General features: G+C 66.5%; 21 protein-coding genes. 5 read left to right on the top strand and 16 right to left on the bottom strand.

Annotated elements, in window-relative coordinates:
* The first annotated feature begins 6 nt into the window (after positions 1-6).
* Complete coding sequence (locus tag C3Y92_RS14755; protein WP_235669504.1) at positions 7-2,385, top strand: glycosyltransferase family 39 protein; 2,379 nt, start codon at positions 7-9, stop codon at positions 2,383-2,385.
* A gap of 7 nt (positions 2,386-2,392) precedes the next feature.
* Here the strand turns inward: C3Y92_RS14755 and C3Y92_RS14750 are convergent, their stop codons facing one another.
* The 12 genes from C3Y92_RS14750 to C3Y92_RS14695 all read right to left on the bottom strand — a co-directional run bounded on the left by C3Y92_RS14750 (position 2,393) and on the right by C3Y92_RS14695 (position 17,776).
* Positions 2,393-4,666, bottom strand: coding sequence for a PAS domain S-box protein (locus tag C3Y92_RS14750; protein WP_129353794.1), 2,274 nt, complete (start codon positions 4,664-4,666; stop codon positions 2,393-2,395).
* A gap of 364 nt (positions 4,667-5,030) precedes the next feature.
* Positions 5,031-6,959 (bottom strand): hybrid sensor histidine kinase/response regulator, encoded by a 1,929-nt coding sequence (locus C3Y92_RS14745; protein WP_129353792.1) that lies wholly within the window; start codon positions 6,957-6,959, stop codon positions 5,031-5,033.
* A gap of 228 nt (positions 6,960-7,187) precedes the next feature.
* Positions 7,188-7,544: a response regulator gene (locus C3Y92_RS14740; RefSeq protein ID WP_129353790.1), complete on the bottom strand. Its 357-nt coding sequence runs from the start codon at positions 7,542-7,544 to the stop codon at positions 7,188-7,190.
* A 25-nt stretch (positions 7,545-7,569) separates the two neighbouring features.
* Entirely contained in the window at positions 7,570-8,232 is a 663-nt protein-coding gene (locus C3Y92_RS14735) for a DUF1641 domain-containing protein (protein ID WP_235669503.1), read from the bottom strand.
* Positions 8,233-8,245: 13 nt separating this feature from the next.
* Positions 8,246-9,487, bottom strand: coding sequence for a type III sulfide quinone reductase, selenoprotein subtype (gene sqr, locus C3Y92_RS14730; protein ID WP_043600168.1), 1,242 nt, complete (start codon positions 9,485-9,487; stop codon positions 8,246-8,248).
* Positions 9,488-9,958: 471 nt separating this feature from the next.
* A complete protein-coding gene (locus C3Y92_RS14725; RefSeq protein WP_129353786.1) occupies positions 9,959-10,348 on the bottom strand; it encodes a response regulator in 390 nt (129 codons plus the stop codon).
* A gap of 29 nt (positions 10,349-10,377) precedes the next feature.
* Entirely contained in the window at positions 10,378-11,337 is a 960-nt protein-coding gene (locus C3Y92_RS14720) for a sensor histidine kinase (RefSeq protein ID WP_235669502.1), read from the bottom strand.
* A complete protein-coding gene (locus C3Y92_RS14715; protein ID WP_129353784.1) occupies positions 11,297-11,689 on the bottom strand; it encodes a response regulator in 393 nt (130 codons plus the stop codon). Before C3Y92_RS14715 ends, C3Y92_RS14720 begins: the two co-directional genes overlap by 41 nt.
* Positions 11,690-11,878: 189 nt before the next feature.
* Positions 11,879-13,531 carry a sensor histidine kinase gene (locus C3Y92_RS14710; RefSeq protein WP_129353782.1) on the bottom strand — a complete coding sequence of 551 codons (1,653 nt, stop codon included), beginning with the start codon at positions 13,529-13,531 and terminating at the stop codon, positions 11,879-11,881.
* Positions 13,532-13,598: 67 nt separating this feature from the next.
* On the bottom strand, positions 13,599-15,383 hold the full coding sequence (locus tag C3Y92_RS14705) for a sensor histidine kinase (protein ID WP_129353780.1): 1,785 nt from the start codon (positions 15,381-15,383) through the stop codon (positions 13,599-13,601).
* A gap of 297 nt (positions 15,384-15,680) precedes the next feature.
* A complete protein-coding gene (msrB, locus tag C3Y92_RS14700; protein ID WP_129353778.1) occupies positions 15,681-16,850 on the bottom strand; it encodes a peptide-methionine (R)-S-oxide reductase MsrB in 1,170 nt (389 codons plus the stop codon).
* Positions 16,851-16,987: 137 nt separating this feature from the next.
* Complete coding sequence (locus C3Y92_RS14695) at positions 16,988-17,776, bottom strand: response regulator (RefSeq protein WP_129353776.1); 789 nt, start codon at positions 17,774-17,776, stop codon at positions 16,988-16,990.
* A 186-nt stretch (positions 17,777-17,962) separates the two neighbouring features.
* Here C3Y92_RS14695 and C3Y92_RS14690 point away from each other — a divergent pair, with 186 nt between their 5' ends.
* Both C3Y92_RS14690 and C3Y92_RS14685 read left to right on the top strand, forming a co-directional pair.
* On the top strand, positions 17,963-18,856 hold the full coding sequence (locus C3Y92_RS14690; protein WP_129353774.1) for a hypothetical protein: 894 nt from the start codon (positions 17,963-17,965) through the stop codon (positions 18,854-18,856).
* Positions 18,853-19,878, top strand: a complete 1,026-nt coding sequence (locus tag C3Y92_RS14685) for a DUF362 domain-containing protein (protein ID WP_129353772.1) — start codon at positions 18,853-18,855, stop codon at positions 19,876-19,878. The genes C3Y92_RS14690 and C3Y92_RS14685 overlap by 4 nt, the downstream gene beginning before the upstream one ends.
* A gap of 134 nt (positions 19,879-20,012) precedes the next feature.
* On the opposite strand, the gene C3Y92_RS14680 is transcribed toward C3Y92_RS14685, so the two are convergent.
* From C3Y92_RS14680 to C3Y92_RS21180, 3 genes are all read right to left on the bottom strand, one after another.
* Positions 20,013-20,990 carry a formyltransferase family protein gene (locus C3Y92_RS14680; RefSeq protein ID WP_235669501.1) on the bottom strand — a complete coding sequence of 326 codons (978 nt, stop codon included), beginning with the start codon at positions 20,988-20,990 and terminating at the stop codon, positions 20,013-20,015.
* A gap of 75 nt (positions 20,991-21,065) precedes the next feature.
* A complete protein-coding gene (locus tag C3Y92_RS14675; protein WP_129353768.1) occupies positions 21,066-21,887 on the bottom strand; it encodes a LysM peptidoglycan-binding domain-containing protein in 822 nt (273 codons plus the stop codon).
* Between the two features lie 332 nt (positions 21,888-22,219).
* On the bottom strand, positions 22,220-23,011 hold the full coding sequence (locus C3Y92_RS21180; RefSeq protein ID WP_165352124.1) for a hypothetical protein: 792 nt from the start codon (positions 23,009-23,011) through the stop codon (positions 22,220-22,222).
* A gap of 70 nt (positions 23,012-23,081) precedes the next feature.
* Between C3Y92_RS21180 and C3Y92_RS14665 the strand changes: the two genes are divergently transcribed.
* Together C3Y92_RS14665 and C3Y92_RS14660 are read left to right on the top strand one after the other, a co-directional pair.
* On the top strand, positions 23,082-23,579 hold the full coding sequence (locus C3Y92_RS14665; protein WP_015860028.1) for a hypothetical protein: 498 nt from the start codon (positions 23,082-23,084) through the stop codon (positions 23,577-23,579).
* Between the two features lie 236 nt (positions 23,580-23,815).
* A complete protein-coding gene (locus C3Y92_RS14660; protein ID WP_129353766.1) occupies positions 23,816-23,977 on the top strand; it encodes a Flp family type IVb pilin in 162 nt (53 codons plus the stop codon).
* Between the two features lie 135 nt (positions 23,978-24,112).
* On the opposite strand, the gene C3Y92_RS14655 is transcribed toward C3Y92_RS14660, so the two are convergent.
* Entirely contained in the window at positions 24,113-25,342 is a 1,230-nt protein-coding gene (locus tag C3Y92_RS14655) for an HDOD domain-containing protein (protein ID WP_207213999.1), read from the bottom strand.
* Positions 25,343-25,373: the final 31 nt, after the last annotated feature.

Genomic DNA, 25,373 nt, shown 5'->3' with positions numbered 1-25,373 from the left:
GTTCCCGTGGACAATCCGTTGATCGGGTCCGGGCGCGAAACGTCGCGCGATCTGTTGCTGCTTGGTTTGATCGTGGCTGTGGGGTTCGTGCTGCGTTTCGCGGAGCTCGGCACGCCCGGCTTGATTCGCGACGAGGCCCTGGTGCTGATCGCCGCCGAGCACGGTCCGCTCTACATCTGGCTGCGAGCGCTGACCACGGACGCGCATCCGCCGTATTTTTATTATATCGTCAAGGCGCTGCTGTTCATGGGGCACTCGGACTTCGCCTTGCGCCTGTTTCCGGCCGCGGCCGGCACGCTGTCCGTCTATCTGCTCTATCGCCTGGGCCGGCGTCTGTTCGATCCGGGCACGTCCCTCATCGCGGCCGCCCTGCTGGCCGCCTATCCGCTGCATCTGCAGATGTCGCGGCTGCTGCGTCCCCATCCGTTCATCGTCTGCCTGACCATTCTGGCCATGGCCTGGCTCCTGGATTTTATCCGCGACCCCAGCCGCCGCAACCTGATCCGGCTGGCCGTGCTCAATGCCGCCTTGCTGCTGTTTCATTTCAACACGCTGCTGATTGTCGGCACGGAAGCGGCCTGCCTGCTCGCGGTTCTCCCGTTTGCTTCCCGAGAGGCCGTCTTGCGGCGTTATCTGCCGTTTTTGGGGATCACCGGGCTTTCGCTCCTGCTGGACCTGCCCTTGCTGCTTTTGCGTCTGGGCAAATTCCCCGGCTTTGACCTCAATCTGTCCATGGCCTGGACCCTGACCCGAAGCGTGGTCAACCTCGACAAGATGCTGGCGTTTTTCCCCTTGCCCTGGGTGAACATTGTCGGCTGGGCGCTGTTCGCCGTCGGCGTGGTTTCCCTGTTTCGCACCCGCCGTCTGGCCGGGCTGTATCTTGGGGCGTTTATCGTCCTGCCCCTTGGCGTACTGGTTCTGGCCAAGTACGGTCTGTTCTACGAGCCTTGGCATATTGCCTTTATTATTCCGGCCTTATTGCTTTTTTGCGCCAGAGGGGCGAGGGCGCTCCTGCCGCGCCAGGGCGCGGTCCAGCTTGCGGCGGCGCTCGTCCCGTGCCTGGCGGCCGTGTTGCTCTTTACAGTCCGGCACGAAACCCTTTACGCCATGAATTCTTCCATCTTCGGTTACGAAGAGTGCTACAAGAAGATGGCCATCCATCTGCAGCCGTTTCTCAAATCGCCCTCGGCCGTCTTGTTCAATGAAAGTTTCGAGCGCAACTTCGTCAACTGGTATCTGCGGCAGTTCACCTCCACCGATCTCGCCCGCAATCGTATCCTGCCGACGGACCCGGTCGTTACGACGACGCTTGTGGCCAATGGGCCGATCTACAGCGACCAGGACCACCCCGAGGCGGTTCGCCAGGCCGCGGACAAGCTGCTCGCCGACTGCGGCGCGCGAACCGCCGTTGATGCTTTGTCCTGCGCGACCATCACCGCCTGGGACATTGCCCGCCGACCCGGTGCCGTCATCGACGCGCTGCCCTATAAAGACTCGTTTGACGCCTATGCCCCGGATTTCCTGCGCACGGTTTACCAAGCCGAAAACGTGCAAATCCTTTTATCCCCCTTGGCCCACACCATCGCCCCGGCGGCCTACGACCAACCGGGACGCTTTACCGTGCGGTTCGAGAACAAAACCCGGGCCAAGGCCAGCGACATGGCCTTGGACATGGTGCTGCGCCGCTCCGGGAAGGGGCATGTCTTTCAGGTTTTTTGCGCCTATGACGACGAGGAGCCCCGGTTGGTGTTCGATCTGCCGCCGGACTGGACGGCGGATACGGCGCGCATCCGTTTGCAGCGGCGCAAGCCCTTCCAGCATCTCTCCGTGACGGTGGCCATGGCCGATCCAGAAAGCAATGTTTCCTTTTACGGCGTAAGCGACAGCATTCGCTTCGAGAAAATGGATGTGGCCGTTTCCGAGCCCGATGAGGCCCTGGATGCGGACGTTGCCGTGGACATGGAGCAGATCGGCGAGATCGAAACCGTGCCGGAGGGCCGATACCGCTGGGGGTTCGGGCCGCAAAGCGCCATGCGGTTTCATCTGGAGCGCCCGGAACCGATGCGTCTGGAGCTGGCCTGCAACAATCCCATCCCCGGCCAGACCATGGAGATACTGGTCAATGGCGTCGTTCTGGCCAAAGTCGGGCCGTTGGCGGCCCAACCCTGGCTGGCGCAGACCACGCCCGTGCGTTTGGACTTCGCCGGACAGGCCGGGGACAATACGGTGACGCTGCGTTACGGGGCGTACAACCATCAGGAACCGGCCGCGCCGGGGGGCACGTTTGCACCCGACGACGGGCGTCGCCTGGCCCTGGCCTTTACCACGCTCAAGCTCTCCCGCGCCGGGGAACAACAGGATTCCTTCGTCGTGCTGGCGCGCTGAGGCGACTCTACCCCTCCCTCGCCACCGGCAGCCGGATGTAGAAGGTCGCGCCGCCCTCGGCGTTTTTGGCGGCCACGATGTCGCCGCCGGCGTCTTTTATGATGCCGTAACTGATGGAAAGCCCCAGGCCCGTGCCCTTGCCGATCTCCTTGGTGGTGAAAAACGGCTCGAAGATCTTGGCCGCCAGTTCCTTGGGGAAACCCGCGCCCGTGTCCGACAGGCGCACCTTGACCGCGTCGTGGTTGGCCGTGGCCTTGATGACGATGCGCCGGGGACAGGCCGGCTCCCGCTTGGCCCGCTCCTCGATGGCGTCCCGGGCGTTGACCAGCAGATTGATCATCACCTGCTCCAGCCGGTTGGGATCGATGCGCACCGGCGGCAGGTTCTCGGCCAGGGCGAACTCCGTCTCGATGCCGCGAAGGGCCAGCTGCTCGGCGAAAAATTCCACCGAGCGCCGGGCAATGGCCCCCACGTCCACCAACTCCGCCTCATGGTCGGATATGCGCCCGAATTCCCGCATATGCCCGATGATCCGGGCCGCCCGGTCCACCTGATTGCCGATAAGGTCGGTTAAGCGTGTGAGCAGCGGCAACGGCGGAGCCTCGCCCCGGCCAAGGTGGCGGCGCACCAGATCGACGCTGGTCTGGATGACGCACAGGGGCTGGTTGATCTCATGGGCCACGCCCGTGGCCATTTCGCCCAAGGTCGCCATCTTGCCGGCCTGGATGAGCTGCTGTTCGGCCTCCAGGCGTTTGGTGATGTCGGCTACGGTGACGAGCAGCACCCGCCGGCCGGCGTATTCGGAAAACGAAGTGTGCATGGACACGAAAAACGGCCGGCCGTCGCCCGTGACATGGCGGGCCTGCTCCACGTCCTGACCGTCGATGACCGCGGCCATGGCCGCGTCGCGGCGTTCGTCGTAAAACAGGTCGTGCAGCGAGCGCTTGGTCAGCTCGCCGCGCGGCAGCCCGTACATGGCCACCGCCCCCCGGTTGCAGTCCAGCACCGACAGGTCGTCGCGGTCGATGACGAACACCGCGCCGGGCACGTTGTTGAACACGTCGAAATACTTCTTCTCCGACCGCCTAAGCGCCAGCTCCAGATCCTTTCGCGAGGTGATGTCCAGACACATCTCCATGGCCGCCACGAGGTTGCCCTCGGAGTCGTAGACCGGCGAGGTGGTAACGATCCAGTCGGCCCGCGTGCCGTCCTTGTAGCAGCCGGTCTCCTCGGTGGTGTGGGAACGGCCCGTCTCGAAGGTCTTTTTGACCGGACAGGACGGGCACGGCGCGTCCAGGTTCTTGTAGGCCTTGAAGCAGTATTCGCCCACCGAGGCGTTGAACTTCTCGGCAAAGGACCGGTTGAAGCGCAGCAGACGCATATTGCGGTCCTGGACGGTCACCAGACACGGCACGCCCTCGAAAAGGTCCTGATACAGATCCTTTTGCAGCTCGATCTGGCTGTTCTTGGCGATGAGGTCGCTGCCCATCTGATGGATGGCCCGGGAGAGCTGGCCGATCTCGTCAAGGCGGTCCTCGTCGATGCTGACCGGTTTCTTGCCCTTGGCCCAGGTCCGGGCCTCGCCCTCGATGCGCGACAGCGGGCGCTTGATGAGCACGAAAATGACCAGAAACAAGGTCAGGATGGCCGCGCCGAAAACCAGGGCGGCCAGATAGACGGTGTTCTCTTTGAATTCCTCGATCAGCGACTGGCTCTCGCGCAGGGAAAAGGCGATGTCGAGGACGCCGAGAATCTGTTCGCTGTCCTTGTGGAAATGGCAGCCGGCCAGCTCGGCGCAGCCCGGTTCGTTGGCGATGGGGCCGACGATGCGCAAGATCTGCTCGCCGCCCACGGTCTCCCGGGCATACAGCCGATGCTCCAGGCTGGGTGACACGGCCGGCGGCGTGCGCTGGTGGCAGACTTGGCAGGGCGCGGCCGAGGTGTCCAGGCGCGTGCCCGGAGCCTCGCCCTTGCTCGTGAACATGACCTGGCCGGCCTTGTTGATGATGCGGATTTCCCGAATCTCGGGCAGCCGGCCGAGGTTGGCGACAATGGCCCGGATGTCCTCGCGGGAATTGAGCAGCATGGCGTAATCCAGGCCAAGACGCGCCGTGGCCAGGACCCGGTCGGCTTCCTTGACCCCGGCGTTCTGGACAAAGCGCTCCTCGCGGGCGACCTGGAAACCGGCCCAGACAAAGATGCAGCCAAACAGCACCACGGCCAACGGGATGCCGATCTTGATGCTCAGATGGCTGCGTATGAAAGTGAGCAAAGGGGACATGAATGCAGATGCCTCCGGCGGCCGGGGGGGATCATCCCCCCCGGACCCCCTGGAAGGGGGTTAAGGGGTCGGACGGTTGCGCGGCGTCCGGCGTGGATGCGTCGAAGACGTATAATACGATCAAATCAGTCTGAAAATAGGGAGAGCACCAGGGCGATTGTTTGGGGGCTTCGCCCCGAGCCAACAAGGCAGTCGGGAAGGGGCGCATCTTCCCGGCCCCCTTGGCTTGCTAACCTGCCGGAGAACCAATCCACGTCATAACCCCCTTAATCCCTTTCTCCATGTGGGGGGTCCGGGGGCCTCAGGCCCCCGGCGGAGAGGTCCAGGAGAGGCCGCGCCTCTCCTGGCCGCCGGAGGCACCTCCCTAAGCGCACACCCCAGCGCCATCGCCGCGCGGCAGGCGCACGGCGATGGCGCTGCCGACGCCGGGTTCGGAGGTCACGGCGATGGCTCCGCTGTGTTGGGCCACGATCTGGTTGGCGATGAAAAGCCCCAGTCCGGTGCCGCGCGAGCCTTTGGAGGAGAAAAACAGCGTAAACATGCGTTCCCGGGTGGACTGGTCCATGCCCACACCGTTGTCGGCGACCACGAAGGTCACGGCTTCGGCTGTTGCTTCCACGGTCAGGGTCACTTCGTGGAAGGCCTTGACCTTGTCTTCGGCGCAGGCGTCCACGGCGTTTTCGAGCAGGTTGACCATGGCCGAGGTCAGGGCCGTTTCGTCCATGGGCAGGGTGCCCTCGGCCTCGCCCAGGCGCAGGATGAAGGCCACGCCGCGGCTTTTGGCCTTGGCTTCGACGATGCCGGCCAGATCGCGGGCGAAGGTTTCGATGGAGACGGGGGCGAGTTCGGGTTCGCGCGATTTGGCGTACCACAGGATGTCGAGGACCATGTTGCGGATGCGTCCGATCTTGTCGGACACCACGCCCCAGCCGTCGCGCACGCGGGTCCAGTCCTCGCGGGACAGTCCGGTTTCGACCTTGAACATGCCGCCGTCGAGGGAGGTGAGCAGGCCTTTGACGCCGTGGGACATGGAGCCGAGCATGAGCCCAAGCGACGCGAGGTGGTCTTGCAGGGCCCGGATGGGGGTGATGTCGGCGGCGATTTCGATGACCTGGCTGGTTTCGCCGGCGGCGTCGGGGATGGGAGCGGTGCGCAAGAGCATGTTTTTGGCCGCGCCGCAGCGGGTGGAAACGACGGTTTCGCCTTCGTGGGACGCGCCGTCGTGGAAAGAGCTTTCGGCCGGGCAGTGTTCGCAGGGGTCGTCGCGGTGGGCAAAGAGTTTGTGGCAGGGGCCGGTTTCGGCCTCGCCGAAGTCGGCGCGCCATTGGCGGTTTGCCTCGACCACGGTGAAGTCCTGGTCCAGCACGGCGATGGCGCAGGGCACGGCGTCGAACAGGCGCTGGAACTTTTCGCGCACGGCCCGCAGTTCTTCCTGGAGCCGGCCCACCTCGGCCACGTCGGCGGCGATCTCGATGACCAGCTCCACCTGACCGTCCGTGCCAAAGACCGGGGCGGTATGGACCAGCACCGGAATCTCGCGGCCGTCCTTGTCGCGGAAGGTCTCGCGGCCGCGCTGGCCCTGGCCTTGCTCCACGGTGCGCCAGACCGGGCAGGCGTTGCCGCTGCCCTGGCGGTCGGCGTAGAGTTCCCAGCTCATCTTGCCCACCACCTCGCCCAGGCGCTGCCGGCCCAGGGTGTTTACGGCCACGATTTCGAGGTAGCGGTTGTGGATGACGATGCAGCAGGGCATCTGGTTGAAATAGCTCGGCCCCTGGTCGAAGGAGGCAATCAGCCCCTCGATGGCGCTGGCCACGCCCTCCACGGCCTGGCCCACGGCCATGCGGCGCTCCATCTCGACCAGGCGGGCGGATTTTTCGCGCACCAGCCGTTCGAGATTGCGGGTGTGTTCGGCGATCTGGCGGCGCATGGACACGCGGTCGGCGGCCCGGTGCAGGGCGGCGGTGAGCAGTTCGTCGCGCACGGGCTTGGTGAGGAAATCCAGGGCCTGGCGCTTGAGGCTTTCGATGGCCAGTTCCATGTCGCCGTGGCCGGAAATCATGATGACCTCGATCTCGGGATCAAGCGCCTTGACGCGCGAAAGCAGTTCGATGCCGTCCATGCCGGGCATCTTGATGTCGGTGAGCACGATGGAGGGCTTGAAGGTGGCGCACAGGTCCAGGGCTTCGCGGCCGCCGGGGGCGGTTTCCACGTCGTAGCCCAGGTCGGCGATGGAGAGGCTGAGGACTTCGCGGATGGCCTCGTCGTCGTCAACCAGCAGCACCTTCTCGTTCATGCGCCCTCTCCGAAAGTCTTGGCCGTCGCGTCATGGCGACGGCCGGCGGTGAAAAATAACCGCCGGCTGGCGGCGCGGCCTCCATGGCGGCCGATGGGCGGTCGGCCGACGCAAGTGTCCATGGAAGGCCGCGCCGCATGAGCCGGCGGGGGTAAGTGCCCAAGCGGGGACCGGGGAAGGGCGAAGCCGAGGGTCGAAGTCGGCGGCTTCCCGAAGTCGTCCTCAGGCTTATTCCCCAAGCATCTCCTTGACAAGGCGCAAGGTTTTGACCCGGTCCACAGGCTTGCTGATGACCGGCACGTTGCTGCCAAGGGCCGGTGGACGGGGGCCGACGCCGCTTATCACGACGACCGGAATCTCGGCCAGGCCGGGTTCCTTGCGCAGCTTCACGTAGAACAGGGTGCCGCCACGGGCGGGCATGTCCATGTCCAGGGTGATGAGGTCCGGGTTGTGGACCTGGGCCTGCTCCAGGCCGGCCACGCCGTCGGTGGCGGTGAAGGTGGTGAAGCCTTCGCCGTCGAAGAGGTCTTTTAAGTAGCTGACGACTTCGGGATCGTCGTCGATGATGAGTATCTTCTTGGCCATGATGGCATCCTCGTTTTGGTGGTCTTTAACGGGGGGCGGCTTCGCTTAATTTGCCCAGGCCCTTGGCCAGTTCCAGGGCGACGCCGATGCCGCGCTTGAGATCGGGATCGCCAAGCGCCTTGACCATGCCCAGGGGGCCGACGGGTTCGGCCTTGGTGAGATCCAGGCCGGCCGGCAGGTCGGTGAGCTTGTCGAGCAGTTCAAGCATCTTGGGATCGGACATCTTCTTGAGCAGGCCAATGAGCGCCACGAAGCTGTCGCCCATGGCGGCGATGTCGTCGGGGCCGTAATGGGCGGCGACCTTGGCGCGCACATCCATCATGGCGGCGTAGGTGCGGAACACGCCGCGCTGTTCCAGTTCGCCCAGGCTGCGGATGCCGGTGTGGACCATGGACTTGGCCAGAGGCTCCATGGTGTGCCACAGTTCAATGATGTTTTCGAGCTGCTCCAGGGCGTAGGCCAGGTTGCCGATGTTGCGCAGGAAGCGCTTGATCAGCACGAAGAGGTCTTCGAGCTGGAAACCGGCTTCCACGGACCCCAGTTCCTTGAGCAGGATTTTAAATCCCGACTTCATGAGCGGGTTCATGTCGTGGAACATCTCGCCCCGTTCCAGACGGGCGACCCGTTGTTCTTTCAGCTCCGCCTCGATGGACTCAAGGCGTTCAAGAATGCGTTCCTCGGTGGTCATTGGACGCACCTCCCTACAGCGCGCAAGCGCCCATGCGCTTTTTGCCGGCCATGAACATCTGGGGCTCCAGCGGCAGTTCCTTGCCCTTGAGCATCAGGTTGAAATACACCCACTTGAACATCATCTTGCCGCAGTAGTTGAGGAAGGATTCTTCCAAAAGCGACAGCGGCCCGATGCCCGGGAACGGGAATTTGCCCGGCAGCGGCTCGATCTTGTAGTTGAAGTCGATGAGCACGGCCTTTTCGTAGCCCGAGACGATGAAGCAGTTGGAATGGCCGTCGAATTCCGGCAGGGGCTCCAGACCGTCGATCTCGCGCAGGATGTTCCCCACCACGATCTCGGACTCGAAGTGGGCCACCGAGCCGGCCTTGGAGGTCGGGACGTTGGTGGCGTCGCCGATGATGTACATGTTCTCGTATTTCTTGGACTTCAGCGTGTGGTGGTCGGTGTCCATGTAGCCCATGGGATCGCCGATGTCGCTGTCGATGATGACCTGGGAGCCGAAGTTGGGCGGGATGGAGATGAGCAGGTCGTAATCGAGTTCCTCGCCCTTGTGGGACTCGATGGTTTTCTTGTCGGCGTTGACCTGGGCGATCTCGAAGTTGGGCACGATCTTGATGTTTTTCTCTTCGCACATCCGGCCCAGGATCTCGGCGGCCACGGGCTTGGTGAAGGCGCCGGTCAGCGGGGTCACCAGCTCGATCTCGATGTTGCAGCGGCTGTCCTGGGTCATGAAGAACCAGTCGGCCAGGAACACGAACTCCAGAGGAGCCACCGGGCACTTGATGGGCATCTCGGCGATGTTGAGCACGAGCTTGCCTTTCTTAAAGTGCTTGAGCTTTTTCGCCAGGGCGATGGAGCCGTCCGGGGTGTAGAAGTTGTGGACGTCCTGTCCCCAGCCGTCGAGCATGCCGTCGATCTCGTCGGGCATGATGCGGCAGCCGGTGGCGACCACGATCCAGTCATAGGAGTGGGAGCCGCCCTTGCAGGTGACGACCTTCTTGACCGGATCGACGTTGGTGATCTCGTCCTGGACGAAATCGACGCCCGAGGGAATGAAGTCGGTCTGCGGCTTGATGCAGTCCTTGATGTCGTAGATGCCAAACGGCACGAAAAGCCAGCCCGGCTGATAGTGGTGCTGCCAGGTGCGGTCGATGATGGTGATCTTCCATTCCCGGGGATCGAGCTTCTTGCGGAGCTGGGTGGCCACCATGACGCCGCCGGCGCCCGAGCCAAGGATCAACAGCTTTTTCATCATTGCCTCGCTTTGAGGAGTTGTTGGTTGGGCAGGGTCGCGGCGCGTCGGTTGCGGCCGCGTAACCTGACCTTCCCCAAAGCAAGGGCTGGTCCAACTTGGCGCGATGTCTTTAACGTGTTTATTTTGAAGGATTTATTTGGATATGGCCAGGCGGCCGGGGCGGTCCGGCCAGCGGGGGCTGGAGCAACAAAACTTGTCGCAACTCGGGTTTGTGTTGCTAATTTATCTAAAATATTGAAGTTTTAATTCATACGGTCTTTGTCAGCAAATGTTGACGGTCAAGGGATGTTGTCGCGGGGCGGGGGCGTTGGCCGCGAGTCGGCGTCCGGGGCAGCGTATGGCCCAAACGACAAGCCGCCCGGACCCTGGTTTGCCGTAGCAAGCCGGGGGCCGGGCGGCCGGTGGTTCATGTGGTGCAGGCGGAGAGCCGCCGGGGACGGTGAGCGGTTTGGGGCCGCGCGCGCCCCGTCAGCGGGGCCGGGTGGCTTGGCGGCGGTCGTAGACGGCGCGGATGGCCCCTTCGAGTTCCTCGGTGGGGCAGGGCTTGAGCAGATAATCGGCCGCGCCGCCGGCGATCATGGTCGAGGCGATGTCCACCGAGGCGTGGCCGGTGAGCACCAGCACCTCGGCCTCGGGGCAGGCGGCGCGCAACAGCGGCAACGCGTCGGCCCCGGTCATGCCGGGCATTTTGACGTCCAGCACGATGACGTCGCAGGGGGCTTGCGCCAAAAGCTCCAGGGCGGCCGGGCCGCTGCCGGCCTCGCGCACGACAAAGCCGTGGCGGCCAAGGAGCTTGGCCAGGGTTTCGCGGAACCGTTCCTCGTCATCGACAATAAGGACGCGGATGGGGTCGGCCATGGGGTTCTCCGTGGCGAATCGGGCGTTGGTTACAGGGGGAGGCTGACGGTGAAAACCGAGCCTTTGCCAACGGCGCTTTGGGCCGTGAGATTGCCGCCCAGGCGGGCGACGATGCCGTGGGACAGGGACAGGCCAAGGCCCGTGCCCTTGCCGGGTTCCTTGGTGGTGAAAAAGGGATCGAAGACCTTGGGCAGGTTTTCCGGGGGAATGCCGCAGCCAGTGTCGCGCACCTCGATGACGGCCCGTCCGTTTTGGCGGCCGGTGGCCAGGGTGATGGTTCCGCCTTCGGGGGTGGCGTGCAGGGCGTTGGTGAGGAGATTGAGGATGACCTGGCGCAACAGCGGCACGTCGGTGCGCATGGGCGGCAGGGACTGGTCGTAGTCGCGCCGGATGGCCACGCCGCGCCCGGCGGCCTCGCGCTCGACCAGAACGGCCATGTCCTCAATGACCCGCTCCAGGGCTTCCTCCTGGAGCACGGGTTCCATCTTGCGGGCGAAATTGAGGAGCTTGTGGGTGATCTGGCGGCAGCGGGCCACCTGCTTGCCGACCTGATCCAGGCAATCCTTGATGTCGGCCAGATCCTCCTGGGCCGGGCAGGCATTGGGGCCAAAGAGTTCCCGGGCCAGGTCGATTTCCTGGGTGATGATGGCCAGCGGGTTATTGATCTCGTGGGCGATGCCCGAGGACAGTTCGCCGATGGCGGCCAGCTTTTGGGAATGCAGGAGCCTGATGTCGAGCTCGTGGAGTTCGCGTTCGCCGCGTCGCACCCGCCGGGCCAGGGTCAGGGCCGAGCCGATGCAGATGGCCCCGGCGAAAAGGGCCAGCCCCACGCCGACCAGGGGCGGGGCGGCCAGGGCCGAGAGCACGGCCGCGCCGGCCAGCCCCGGGGCGAGCAGGGTATGGGGCCACAAGGGCGGCGCGTGTTCCCCGGGCAACAGCCCGGGAGCGTCAGGCGTCGGCCCGGGATTCATTAAGCTTTTTGCGCTCATAGGCCTTCTTGGCCTTTTCCAGCAATTCCCCAAAGTCCACGGGTTTAAGCACGTAGTCGTAGGCTCCAAGGGACATGCCCTGCATCCCGGATTCCACCGAGGCGTGGCCGGTGAGGATGATGACCTCGACCAGGGGGTGGCGCTTCTTGATTTCCTGAAGCACGGCCAGCCCATCCATGCCGGGCATGCGCATGTCCAGGATGACCACGTCAAAGGGTTCGCGCTCCAAAAACGCCAGGGCGTCAGGCCCGTTGCCGGCGGCGGTCACGGGAATCTGGCGGTAGGTGAACCGTTTGACCAGGGTTTCGATGAAATCGGCCTCGTCATCCACGGCCAAGACGCGAAGTCCCATCAGTACCTCTCTCCAGGCGTTCGGGTGTTGCGAACCCGGCGTCGGGCTGCCTGTTTGTTGCATGGGTGATCCGGTCGGTTTCGGTTTTTCGGGGCCATCCGCCGCCCGACCTCGCGGTCCGGCAGCGGCCAGGCCGGGGGACGCGCCGCGTGCGTCGCGGCGCGGACCTCCGGCCCCGGGGCGCAAGACTCAGACGGCCACGGGCAGGGTTATGCGGAACGTGGTGCCCTTGCCTTCCTCGCTGGCGACCTGGATGCGGCCGCCCAGCTTTTCGATGATGCTGTAGCTGATGGTCAGCCCAAGGCCGGTGCCTTCGCCGACTTTCTTGGTGGTGAAGAAGGGATCGAAGATCTTCTCCAGGGTTTCACGCGGGATGCCGTTGCCGGTGTCGGCGATGGCGATTTCCACTTCCGGCGTGTCGGGCAGCTTGCGCGTGGCGATGGTGATGGTGCCGTTTTTGTCGATGGCGTCGATGGCGTTGTCGAGGATGTTGAGGAAGACCTGCTGGAGCTGGGAAGCGTCGGATTCGATGTGGGGCAGGTCGGATTGGTAGTCGCGCACAAAGGCGATGCCCCGGAAGTTGGCCTCGTTTTCCAGAAACGACCGGGTCTGTTCCAGAAGCAGATTGACGTCGAGGTTCTCCTGGGTGGGCTCCATGCGCCGGGCGAACCCGAGCAGCCGGTGGGTGACGTCCTTGGCCCGGCGCACGTGGAACTCGATCTTGGCCACGGCGTCGGCGAATTCCTGGAAATTGGGGCTGGCCTTGATGTCCTCTTCGCTTAAGAGATCGCGCATCCAGCCGGCCTTTTCCATGATGATGGCCAGGGGATTGTTGACCTCGTGGGCCACGCCGGCGGCCAGCTTGCCCAGGGCGGCCATCTTGCTCGACTGGGTGAGCGAGGCGTCCAGGGTGGCCTTTTCCCGCTCGGCCCGGATGAGCTCGCGCACGGTGCCGTTGGCGATGAACACCGCGCCGATGACGATGAGCGTGCCGCCGCCGCACAGCAGCAAAATAAGGAGCCAGCGCGCCCGGTACAAGGGCAGCAGCTCCTCGCCCGGATCGTCCTTGATGACCAGCAGCCAGTCTTTGAGATTGAGCCAAGTCATGGCGTAGAGCGACACCTCGCCGCCGATGGTCAGCTCGTCCACCCGGGTGCCGGAAAATCGGGGGATGTCCGGGAAGGGCACGGTGTCGAACATGTCGTGGCCAAAGCGCGGCTTGGTCTGGAGCACGTGCTGGGCGTTTAACAGGAAGGCGTCGCCGGATTTGCCGAGCTGCACCGTGCGCACCAGGGAATCGAAGATGTCGGAGTCGATGGCGGCGCGCAGGACCCAGGTTCGCTCGCCCTCGCGGCGGCTGACGGCGATGTTGAAATGCGGGTATTTGCGAAAGCCCATGAACACGTCGCTGATGTGGATGCCCTTGGCCATGACCGTGCGGAACCAGTCCTCGCGGCTGTAGTCGATGCCGCGCAACTGGTAGGGGCCGACGTAGGAGACACAGATGCCGTTCTGGTCGATGACCTGCAGGTCGAGGAAAGACTTGCTGTGCAGCTGGAGCACGCCGAAAATGCGTTCGAGATACGCGTCGCCGGCCAGCTCGGCGTAGGATTCGGTCAGGGCCAGGTTGGAAAGCTGGGCCACGCGTTCGGTCAGAAACAGGTCGATGGTGACTTTCTTGTTGTCGGCCAGATTGCGCAGGTTGCCGTAGATCTTCTCGGTGTAGGTGTCGTAGAACTTGGCGTAGAGTCCAAGGCCGAGGCTTAAAAGCGGAATAAAGGAAAAGGCCAGGGTGACGGCGATGAGCTTTAGGCGCAGCCGGCTGAGTTCGTCCTGAATCATGGCAGTGGCCTCGCGGGAATGGGGACGCATGGGGCACGATAGCCCAGGGAGTTCGCAATGCAAAGGGTCATGGGGCGGCCTCGAAAAGGGGCAGAGCGACCTCGACGCGGACGCCCCGGCCGGGTAGGCCGTGGGCCGTGATGGCGCCGCCGTGGCGCTTGACCACGGCCCGGGCGGCGGCCAGGCCGATGCCCAGGCCCGGCATTTTGCCGGTGGTGACGTCGCCGAGCTGGAAAAATTTCTCAAAGACCGCTTCGCCCATGTCGGCGGGGATGCCCTGGCCGGTGTCTTCCACGGCGATGACGGCCAGCCCGTCCCGCACCCCGGCCCGGCAGGCGATCTGCCCGTCCTGGGTGAACTTCACGGCGTTGGACAGGAGCTGGTCGAAAACGAAGACCAGCCGGTCCCGGTCGCCGCGAAGGGGCGGCAGATCGCCGGGGATGTCGCGCACGAAAGCCAGCCCCTTGGCCTGCATCGCCGCCAGATGGGGAGCGGCCGCCCGGTCGAGGATCTCGGCCGGGGCCAGGGGCGTCGGGGCCAAGGGCAGATCGCCGGCGTCCAGGGCGGCCAGTTCCAGGACGTTGTCGATCAGCCCGGCGAGCTTGCGGCCTTCCTCCAGCATGATGGCCAGATTGTGGCGTAGGCGCTGGACCTCGGCGGCAATGTCCGGGGCGTGGCCGGCCTGTTCGGCCAGAGGGCCGCGTTCCAGGCGCTTGCGCATGACCTGGGCGAAGCCGACCATGGAGGTCAGCGGCGTTTTGAATTCGTGGGAGACGAGGCTTAAAAAATCGGTCTTGACCCGGCCCAGTTCCTCGGCCTGCTGCCGGGCGGCCTCGGCCTTGCACGCCTGGTCGGCGGCCTCGCGTTCCTTGCCGGCCAGTTCGCGGATGGTGTCCAGCAGATGGCTTTCCATGGCCGCGATGTCGGCGGCCAGATCCCGAAATTCGCCGGAATATTCGCTCGGATCCAGATTGGCGGTCTCGCCCCGGACCAGCCGCCGGGCATGGCGGCGAAGGCGATCCAGCGGCGTGGCCACGGCCCGGAACAGTCCCCAGGCGGCCAGGGCGACCAGGACCAGGACCGCGGCCTGGATGCCGAAATCGAGCAGGTCCGTGACCCGGGCGATGGCGTTTCGCCGGGTTTCGTAGGCGGCCCGCAAGGACTCGGTGACGGGCTCCAGGGCCCGGGCGGCGGACACGAACGAGGCCGTGGCCGCGCCGGCGTCTTCCAGGCGGCTGGCATAGTCGTCCAGGGCGGCGAGGTAGTCCCGGGCCGCGCGCGCGGTTTCGGGAAAAGGCCCGCTGTCGCGCAGGTGTTCGGCTTCGCGGGTCAACCGTCGGAGATTTTCCGCCGTTCCCGAGGCCAGCCAGCGTTTTTCCAGTCGGGCCACCCGGCCCACGGCCTCGGCCAGGGCCGGGTGGCTTTCGGGCAGGCGTTCCAGGGCCTGGGAGCTTTCCAGATACCGGGCGGTGGGATCGGCGGCGTCGCTCCCGCCCGGGGAGCCGGCGATGGCCTCGAACCCCCGGCGATAGGCGTCGAGCCGGGCCAGGGCCGCGTCGGACAAGGGATCGTGATCCGGGTCGATGGCGCGGATGGCCTCAATGGCGGTCACGGCGGCCTGCTGGTGGCGGAGCACGGCGGCCAGGGCCTCGGGATCGTGGCGCAGGAAGAAATTCTTTTCCTGGCGGCGCATCTCCAGGGCCTCAATGCGGGCGGCCACGGCCAAGCGCTCCAGGGCCAGGGTGCGCTCGGTGAGGCGGCCCTCCCGGATGTCCACGACAAACACCAAGGCGAAGCCGGCCACGATGACGGCGCACAGCGCTTGCAGCTTGCCCTTGACGCTTAGGGCCATGGGCGGACCCTGGTTGTGCTCACGACCGTCTCCCTGGGGCAGTTGCCGTTATCGGTGGCGGTAGCGGCCGCCGGGACGGCTCGTCCGGCGGGATGGGTCTTTTTTTAGCCCAAACGGCAAGAGGATGCCAGAATATTGTTCATAGTTTCACAAGTAGCCAGGGCAAGAAGTAACGCCCCTGCGCCGGACCGCCTGCTTTTGGAGTCCGCCGCCGGCCCCGGAAGGACGTTGTTCCGGGGGCGGCGGCGGCGAGAAGCAAGGACGCGCCCGGCGAGGGGACCTTGGGAGAGGCGCTTGTTATTGGCCGAGATCGGGCAGGAATTCGCCGTAGCCGGCCGCTTCCATGGCTTCGGCCGGCACGAAGCGCAGGGCGGCGGAGTTCATGCAGTAGCGCTGGCCGGTGGGGGCCGGGCCGTCCGGGAAGACGTGGCCGAGGTGGGAATCGGCGATACGGCTTCGCACTTCGGTGCGCCGCGAAAACAGGCTGTTGTCGGGCCGCTCGGTTACGGCGTCCGGGCGGATGGGACGGGTGAAGCTCGGCCAGCCCGTGCCGGAATCGTATTTGTCCCGGGAGCTGAAAAGCGGCTCCCCGGAGATGATGTCCACGTAGATGCCCCGGGCCTTATTGTCCCAGTAGGCGTTGTCGAAGGGCCGCTCGGTGCCGTCTTGGCGGGTGACCTCGAAGGCCAGGGGCGTAAGCGTGGCCCGCAGCGCGGCGTCGGAGGGACGGGTGAAGGCGCGCCAGGCCGGGGGCTGGGCCGGGGCCTTGCCCGGGCTGGCCGCTTCTCCGGCCGGCTTGGACGCGGCCGGCTGGCTGCCCCAGGTCCGGGCCAGGAACTGGTCGCGGCCCGAGCCGGTGCGGTAGGCCTTGTACGGGCCGGCATGGGTGCGCCAGTAGTCCTGGTGGTAGTCCTCGGCCGGGGTGAAGGGGCCGGCCGGCAGGATGTCCACGACGATGGGGCGGGTGAACCGGCCCGAGGCGGCCAGGGCGTCCAGGGCGGACTTGGCCTCGGTCCGCTGGGCCTCGTCGTGGACAAAGATGGCCGGCCGGTATTGCCGGCCCCGGTCGGCGAACTGGCCGCCGGCGTCGGTGGGGTCGATGTGGCGCAGGAAGGCGTCCAGCACTTGGCGGTAGCTGACCTGGGCCGGGTCGAACCGGACCTCCACGGCCTCGTAGTGGCCGGTGCGGCCGCTGGAGACCTGCTCATAGGTGGGGTTGGACTCTGTGCCGCCGGTGTAGCCGGAAACCACCGAGGCCACGCCGGGCAGTTTTTCCAAATCCGCTTCCACGCACCAGAAGCAGCCGCCGGCCAGGGTGGCCACGGCGAGGTTGGGGGCTTGGGACTTCATGGGCGCCTCCTTGGCGGCCGGGGGCGAGGCGGCGGCGGTCAGGGCCGCGCCCAGGCTCCAGGCGATGCAGACGATGCAGACGACGAGGAAGGCTGTGGCGGGTTTCTTGTCGAGCATGGCGGTACTCCCTGGCTCCGTGCAGGACGACGGCGGCGGGCCGGGCCGAAAGTCGCCTGACGGAGCACCATGGAACCCTACCGGAAGAAAGGCGGCTTCGTCGATGGCCCAAAGACCGGCAAGGCGGAAAAAGCCAATCAGATGTTTCGCAGGGGGTGGGCGCGGGCGGCGGCCAGCACGGCGGCCAGGGCGGTCTCGGCCTGGGGGTGGCTTTGGCGGCAGACCTCGGCGTCGCCGGTCTGGCAGGCGGCCAGCAGGGCGCGCATGGCCTGGCCCAGGGCTTCGGCCCGCAGCGGGCCGGCCATGCCGGCCAGGTCGTGGGCCAGGCCCGAAGCGGCGGCGACGTCGCCGCCCTTAACGGCCTTGGCCAGTTCCCGTCCCTTGGGTTCGGCCAGTTCCACGAACAGGGCGAGCAGTTCGGCGGCGAACTCCAGGTTTCCCTTGTGGGAGAATTCCGACAGGTCCAAAACCGCCGGAGATTGGGCCGGCTGGGGCGGCTGGGCCGGCCGTCCCGCCCGCCCCTCGATGACCCGAGCCATGGCCAACAGCAGATCCCGGCCGCGAACCGGCTTGGCCACATGGTCGTCCATGCCGGCGGCCAGGCAGCGTTCCCGGTCGCCCTGCAGGGCAAAGGCGGTCAGGGCGAGAATGGGCACGTCGGGCGGATTGGCCGGGGTGCACTGGCCGTCCCGGATGGCCCGGGTGACGGCCAGGCCGTCCATGTCGGGCAGTTGCACGTCCATGAGAATGCAATCCACGGCCTGGGAGGCGGCCAGAGCCAGGGCCTGCCCGCCGTCGGCGGCGGCCAGGGGCTTGTGCCCGCTTTTTCGCAGCAGATGCAGCATGTACATCCGGTTGACGTCATTGTCGTCAACGACGAGGACGGTCAGCTGCGGCAGAATCGGAAGCGGATTCGAATCATCCATACGACACCCTTCCCGCAATGCGCCGGCCTGGGGCCAGCCATTTCCATAACAACGCGGCTTTCCTAGCATGGCGTGGCGGACCTGACAAATTTGCTCTCGGAGTTGGTCTATTTTTAGTGGACTAGACTTGTGTGTTTGCTTTTGTCTCCGGGGATGGCTACCTGCAGAGAAGGAGGGAGTCCGGCCATGACGGGAACCGTTCTCCAAACGCATTACGATGCCCTGATCAGCCGGGCCGCGCCCGACGGCAGCTTTGCCGTGGCCGAGGGCGCGGGAAGCCGTCCCGACGCCACGGCCTGGGCGGCCATGGCCCTTTTCGCCGCCAATCAGGCCCCGGAGCTGGTCGCCGCCGCCCGGGCCGTCCTGGCCGCCGCCCAGTCTCCCGATGGTCGGGTGGCGCTTTTGCCGGAGCGCCCCGAGGCCGCCTGGCCCACTGCCCTGGCCCTTCTGGCCTGGCTGCCGGATCCGGCCCGGGCCGAAAACGTCTCCCGGGCGGCGGCCTGGCTTATGGCCCATCCCGGCAGCCATTGGCCCAAAAACGCCGAGGAACAGGCCGTCATCGGCCATGACACGAGCCTTCGCGGCTGGAACTGGATCGACGGCACCCACTCCTGGGTGGAGCCGACCGCCCTGGCCATGCTGGCCCTTGGGGCCCTGGCCGCGCCGCCGGCCGAAGCCCTGGCCGAGGCGGCCCGTCTGCTTATGAACCGCCAACTGCCCGACGGCGGCTGGAACTACGGCAACACCCGCGTCTTCAAAAATACCCTGTTGCCCGTGCCCGAGTCCACCGGCCATGCCCTGGCCGCCCTGGCCGGCCGGGCCGTGATCGGCGACGTCGCCCCGAGCCTGGCCTATCTCCAAGGGCCGCGGTGCGCCGTGGCCACCCCCCTTGCCGCCGCCTGGCGGGCCTTTGGCCTCGGGGCCTGGGGGCTGGCCGGGCAGGACGAAGAGGCCCTGTGCCGGGCCGCCCTGGAGCGCCAGTCGCGCTACGGCCCCTACGATACCCCGCAACTGGCCCAATGCCTGGCCGCCGCCGCCAGCCGGGGCCGGTTCGCCGCCCTGCTCGGAGGTCACTCATGAATGCGTCCGACGCCGAAAAGCCCGCCCGCGGCCTGACGCGCCGCCAGGCCGTCAAGCTGGCCGCCGCCGTCGGTCTGGCCGCCGCCGGGGGGCTGACCGCGACGAGCCTTTGGCGCGAGCAGCCCGAGGCCGAAGTCTTCATCGCCAAGGCGGCCGGTTACGACGCCGACCTGGCCGGCGTGGTGCGCCGGGGACTGGCTGAACTCGGGGTGACGCCGGCCGAGATCGCCGGCAAGCAGGTGCTCGTCAAACCCAATCTGGTCGAGCCCCATGCCGGGGCCGGCCACATCAACGTCCATCCGCGCATGGTCCGGGCCGTGGCCGAGGCCTTTTTGGCCCTGGGCGCGGGGGCGGTGGTGGTGGGCGAGGGGGCCGGCCATCGCCGCGACGCCTATCTGGTGCTGGAGGAATCGGGCTTGGCCGAGGTGTTGGCCGAGGACCGGCTGGCCTTTTACGATCTCAACAACGGCCCGGTGGCCCGTCGGCCAAACGCCGGAGGGTGGAGCAAGCTTGGCGATCTGTGGCTGCCGGGCCGGCTCCTGGCCGCCGACATCGTCGTGTCCCTGGCCAAGATGAAGACCCACCACTGGGCCGGCGTGACGCTGGCCATGAAAAACCTCTTTGGCGTCATGCCCGGCGTCGTCTACGGCTGGCCCAAAAACGTCCTGCATTTCGCCGGCATCGAACCGTCGATCCTGGACATCAACGCCACCGTGCGGCCGCAGTTCGCCATCATCGACGGCATCGTCGGCATGGACGGCGACGGTCCCATCATGGGCGACCCGGTGGCCTCGGGCGTGGTCGTCCTGGGCCGCAGCGCCGTGGCCGTGGACGCCACGGCCTGCCGGGTCATGGGCATCGATCCCGCCAAGGTGGGCTACCTGCAAACCGCCGACGGCCGCCTGGGAACCATCCGGGCGGCACGCATCGAACAGCGCGGCGAGTCGCCCGCCGCCGTGCGCCGGGATTTCGCGCTCCTCGACTACGTCCCGGCCCAGCGCGATTTGCGCCTGGCACCGTAGGGGGCGGGAGAAGGAAGAGGGGGAATGCCTCCGGCGGCCGGGGGGATGATCCCCCCGGACCCCTGCAATAAAAGAAGTTTTATAGGAGGCGTTGGGCGACCAGCCGGACGGGGGTGGACAAGCCGTGGGCGGCTTCAGCCCTGGGACGTCTCCATCCGGGCAAAGGTGGCCAGCCTCGGGCTGCCCGGCAGGGGTTGCCCTTTGCAGACGGCCTCGACGCGGTGGGGACGGCCGTCACGGAAATGCGTCGGCGCTTCCCAGGTAAATCCGGAATAGCCGTCGCCGAAACCGGCGGCGGCCACGTCGGGCCGGTGTTCGCCGGCCCGCAGCAGAAATTCCTGGCCGTCCACGGTCAGCTTGACCTCCAAAGGACCCGCTTTGGTGGCGGTGTCGCAGACCCAGCCGAGGACGCGATCAGGCTGGGGCGGATCAAGATGGCCCATGATGCCGCCCGGCGTCTCCAACGTGAAGGTGCGGCCGTGGAATTCCACGGTGAATTGCACCGGCCCGGGAGGGCCGAAGCTCAATAGCCGCCGCTCCATCTCCTCCCGGCTGATGTCCGCGCTAAAACGGCACATGCGTTCGTAATCGCTCACGGTGCGCCGCGTGTCGCCCCAGGCCAGTTTCTTGACCGGGACCAGCGGCTCCTCGCGAGAGAGGGGGCCGGCTTGACGCAAAAGAAGCATGGGCAGGGCTTGTCGGGCCGCCTGGGCCATGGTCGGACGGGCTTTGGGGCCGGGTACGGGCAGCACTTCGGCGTCGATGATTGTCCCGGAGTCCACCACCGGTTCCATGACGTGCAGGGTCACGCCAAAGGCGGCGGCGTGTTCGTAGGCGGCCCAGGCCTCGGGGGCGACGCCGGGATAGGCCGGCGAGCCGGGGTGGATATTGTATGCGCCAAGCCCAAAGGCCGTCAGGCAGTCGGCCGGCACGATGACGCTTGAGAGATAGGAAAGCAGACGGGCCTTGGGGCCAAGGGTCGGGAGCAGGGCGCGAAGGCCGGGGAGGTCCACGACATGGCGCAGTTCCAGGTCACGGCCGTGGGCGGCGAGTATTTGCAACAAAGCCGGGGCGTCGTTGTTGGCTGTCAGCAGCACCAGGGTCACGGTCATGGGCATTCCTCACGGCGGTTGCGGTCGGTTGAGGCCGGAGCGGCGCAGAGGTGCGCCAGCGGGAGAACGCGACGGCTATTTCATCATCCGGGTAAAAGGGATGTCCCTGCCCGAAGAGGAACTGTACAGCAGGGCGCGCACTTGGCCGTCGTCGTCGTATTGCAGGCGCAATCCCTGGATGTCGCCGGTCGCGTCGGCCCCATCGAACACGCCGTAGAGCAGATGGCGCATGGCAATGGTCCGGTTGTCCCGGCTGACGGCGATGCCGGTGGGGGTCTGCGTCACGCGCAGGACACCGAGGGTGGGATTGACGTAAGCTCCAACGGCCAGCCGCGCGGCGTCCCCGGTTGCGTCGGCGGACTTGACCGGGGCCTGGGCCGGCTCGGCCGCGGCGTGCGGCGGCACGATGCCGGGCTTTGCGACATTGGTTCCAGTCTTGGTTCCAGTCGCCGCATCGGCCTTGACAGGAGGTTGGACCAGCTTCGGCAATGGCGCTTGGGACATAGGCTGGGCGGGCGCAGGGGGCTTGGGCTGGAGCGGCGCGGCGGATTGGGCCGCCGCAGGCGGCGTCGCCGCCGGGGCGGGCCGCTCGGTTGCGGCCGTGGCCGGAGCCGGGGCTGTCTGGTTTGTTTCAAGCGGCGTTACGGGCAGACGCAGCATGTTGCCGGCGACGACGTTGTCCGTTTGTTCCGGGGCCTTGGCCTTGGCCAGTGGCTGGGAGGTCAGGCCGAGCCGGCGAGCAATGCCGACAAGCGTGTCGCCCGCCTGAACGATATAGGTGTCCTCGCTCTGGCTGTTTGTCGCGGCGGGCGGCGATGCGGATTGGGCGGCGGCAAAAAGCAGATTGGGCAGCAGGCAGATGGCTGCCGGCAGCAGGCGCATGAGCGTCTTTGGCATCCTCGATCCTTTTGAGCGATAGGCCTCGACGGGCAGGAAGCGTCCGTTTTCGGCATTTTATACGGCAAAGGCCCAGACCTGACAATGTCGGGCCATAGTCCTGGACGCCGTCGCGCCGGTCGGCCGGAATGCGTGAGGGGGCTTGCCTTATGGCCCGTTTGGCCTTACCTCATGACGTGCTCGGGATGTCGGAAAACGAATGGGATATGTCGCCGCTTACGGGCGTCGCCGGGCGACGCCGCTCATGACGCCGCGAAAGGCGCGTCGTTTGCTGGCGGCCGGTTTTCCACATGGCCGTCCTCTCCCGGGCCTTCCCCGAAACCTCGTCTCCGTCACGCCCCGGCGTCCCGGCGCGGCAGGCCAGCCCTGCCCGGCCGGCGGCGGCGAGGCCGGCCGGATTTCGCGACCAAAGGCGGCGCGGATCTGCTATGGACAATAAAGAAGGCACCGAGAACCCCGACGCCGGCAAGGCCTCCGAGGCTTTGGGCAGTCTGGGCCTGTCGTTTTCCGACAGGGAAAAAAAGAACCTCATGACGTTTCTCTCCATCGGGATCATCCTGGTGGAGTTCGCCGTCACCATCGCCGCTGTGTGCTACGGGATCATCAAATCCACCAAGCTGCCGGACGGCACCATCGAATTCCAGTTTCCGTGGATACCTTACGGCGTGGCCGTCATTGTCGCGCCGGTGGCCATCATGCTCGTGGTCAACATCATCGGCCTGGGTTTCACCCGCATATTCAAGGGCGATCCGGCCATGGACGAGGAGCAGCTGCGCTATATGCCCGAGCGTCTGCGCCGACTCATCGCCTTGTCCCGAGGTCTGCCCTCCATCATTCTGCTTGGGGGCATGATTCTTGTAGGAGCCGCGCTGTACTACCTGGACGCCGTTATCCAGGCGATCTTGCGCATTGGCGATCATGTCGAGGTCATCGCCCCGTGGGTCATGGCCGGTCTGGTGGCGGCATGGTGCGTGTCCTATCTGGTGCGGATGTGGTTCATGTACAAGACCCGCCGCATGCATGAGGAATTCGCCTTCCGCCGCGAGGTGCTCGAGCGAACGGGAATCGTCATCGTGGACAACCGCAAGCACATTGCCGCCGATGGCCGCACCATCGGCGAACACGGCAATGTTCTCCCCGGGCGCGTCATTGACGTGCTCCCCCCGGGGAGTCCGACGCCGACAAGGACGCGCCATGACCGACGCCGACGCTCTGGGCCAGAAAGCCCGGGAGATCCTGCTGGCCCGCGTGGCCCGCACCGAGGACGCCGGCCGGGCCGAGGCCCTGACCGCCTTCGTGGGGCTGGCCAGGCCCGACCTCGGGCCGGACGCCGCGGCCATCGTGGCCGAGACCGCGCCGCGCCTTTTGCCCAAGCTCACCGAGAAATGGGTGGGCCTGTTCGTGGACCGGCTCCTGGAGACCGTGCCCCACGTGCAGATCGCCGAGTTGTGCGACGGCACGGCGGAAAACGAGGCCGCCTTGGCCCTGGCTTACGTCATGTTTCTGGAGTCGGCGCGCATGGAAAAGCAGATCGCCGAGGATCTGGCCGCCTGCGAGCTGCCGGCCGGCGCGGACGGCGTCGACGCCGCCGCCGAGGCCTGCCGCCGGCTGGCCGCCGTCGAGGAACGCCGACGACAGGCCATGCAGGAAAAGGCCGCCGCCTACCGCCGGGACAAGCGCCGGGACAACTAGGTACTGCCGACCCTCTCGAAACTGCCGGGCATTTCCGGGGATGCCGAGAGCTTGGATCGCCTGTTGCCCGCCTGCCGTCCTTTGCGGACGCCGGCCACGTCCCGCCCCGTCGCCGCCCATTTGGTCGCGTCCAGGCCAAACCCGGGGTTGCCCGCCGCCCATGGCCCGTTCGGCCGCCGGTCGCGCATCGGCCGTCGCGTGTGGCGGACAGGCGATCCCCAACCAGGGGGCGAGCCATGCCGCATATTCCGTTTCCCCGCCGTCGCGAGGACGGCGCGACGTCCGTCGAGTACGCCATCATGGCCAGCCTGATCGCCGCTGTGGCGGCTGCCGCCGTCACCCAGTTCGGACTGGCGGTCCTCAACCTCTTTCAGATCGTGGCCGGCCTGTTTTCCTGACGCCGCCTCGTCCGTTCCGGCCGTATCCCATCAATGGCAAGCCCCCGAATCCCGCCAAGCGGGATTCGGGGGCTTGCCATATGGGGGGTCCGGGGGCCTCAGGCCCCCGGCCGCCGGAGGCATCTTCTCTTATCACTACGCAAACATGGCGCAAATTACCTCGAAGTGGGCCTCGGCTGTTTCCACCAGCTCCGGCAGGTCGGCCGGGGTCAGGCGCACGGCCTCCCAGGCGGCGTGGTCGTAGCGCGGGACCAGCCGTTCGCCGCTGCAGCCGGGCAGGGTCGCCCCGGCCACGGCGTCGGCCACGCACACGATGGCCGCTTCCAGGGGCGCTTCGGCCGTGGCCGGGGCGTGGTGCCGCCACACGGCCTGTTCCAGGCTCTCCGGGAAACGCCATTTGCGCAGGAGCATGCCGCCGAGTTCGGCGTGGTCGAAGCCGAGGATTTCGCGTTCAACGACCACAAGGTGCTTGCCCGAGGCTGCCGCTGCGGCCATGGCCGCTCCGGCCGCCTCCGGTGTTTGCTTGAACAGCACCAGCCGGCCGATGTCGTGGAGCAGCCCGGCCACGAAGAACCGTTCCGGGCTGGGGTCGTTTAGTCGCACGGCCAGAAGCTTGGCCACCAGCCCTACGCCGATGGAGTGCCGCCAGAACTGGCGCATGTCGATGCAGCCGGCCGGGATGTCCTTAAAAAGCGGCATGACCGACACGCCCATGGCCAGGGTGGAAAGCTGGTTGAGGCCCAGGAGCATGACCGCCCGGGACAGGGTGTCCACCGGCCCTGGCGGCAGACCGCCCGAAACGCGCAGGGTACGGGCGTAAAAGGCGCTGTTGACGAGCTTTAAGAGCTTGGCCGTGAGGCTTGGGTCCTTGCTGATGACGGCGGCAGCTTCTTCCACGGTGGAGCCCGGGTCGCTTAAAACCTCGCGGATGCGCATGAAGACTTCGGGCAGGGAGACGAGCACCGGGTCCGAGGCCAGGATGGCCTCGGGGCTGGGAATCTTGTCGATCCCTTCTCGGCCGCAGGCCGGCGGCCGGGTCGGGCGCGAGGCGGCCAGGGCTTCGGCCCGGGCCAGAGCCAGTTCGGCCAAGGCAGCGGCCAGGGGCGCGTCGGCAGGCAGGTGGGCCAGTCGGCGGCGGGCGGCCTCCTCGGGCGAGCCGGCCGGTTCGGCGGACGTCTCAGCCGTTGTCTTGGCGGCGGACTCGTCCGTGGCTTCGATGTCGCGGATGCGCCAGCCGCGCAGCCATTTGAGGTGGCTCTCGGCCAGCACCGTGCCGGCCGGCAGGCGGTAGCGGCCGTCAGGGCTTTCGATCTCGGCGGCCAGCACCATGCCGGCCCGGATTTGTGCGAAGGGAATGGTGGGCATGGGCCGTCCCTTGTGCCGGCGGCGGCCGGCG

This window comes from Solidesulfovibrio carbinolicus, from assembly GCF_004135975.1.
Taxonomy (GTDB): domain Bacteria; phylum Desulfobacterota; class Desulfovibrionia; order Desulfovibrionales; family Desulfovibrionaceae; genus Solidesulfovibrio; species Solidesulfovibrio carbinolicus.
This window is presented reverse-complemented; position numbering and strand designations above follow the sequence as displayed.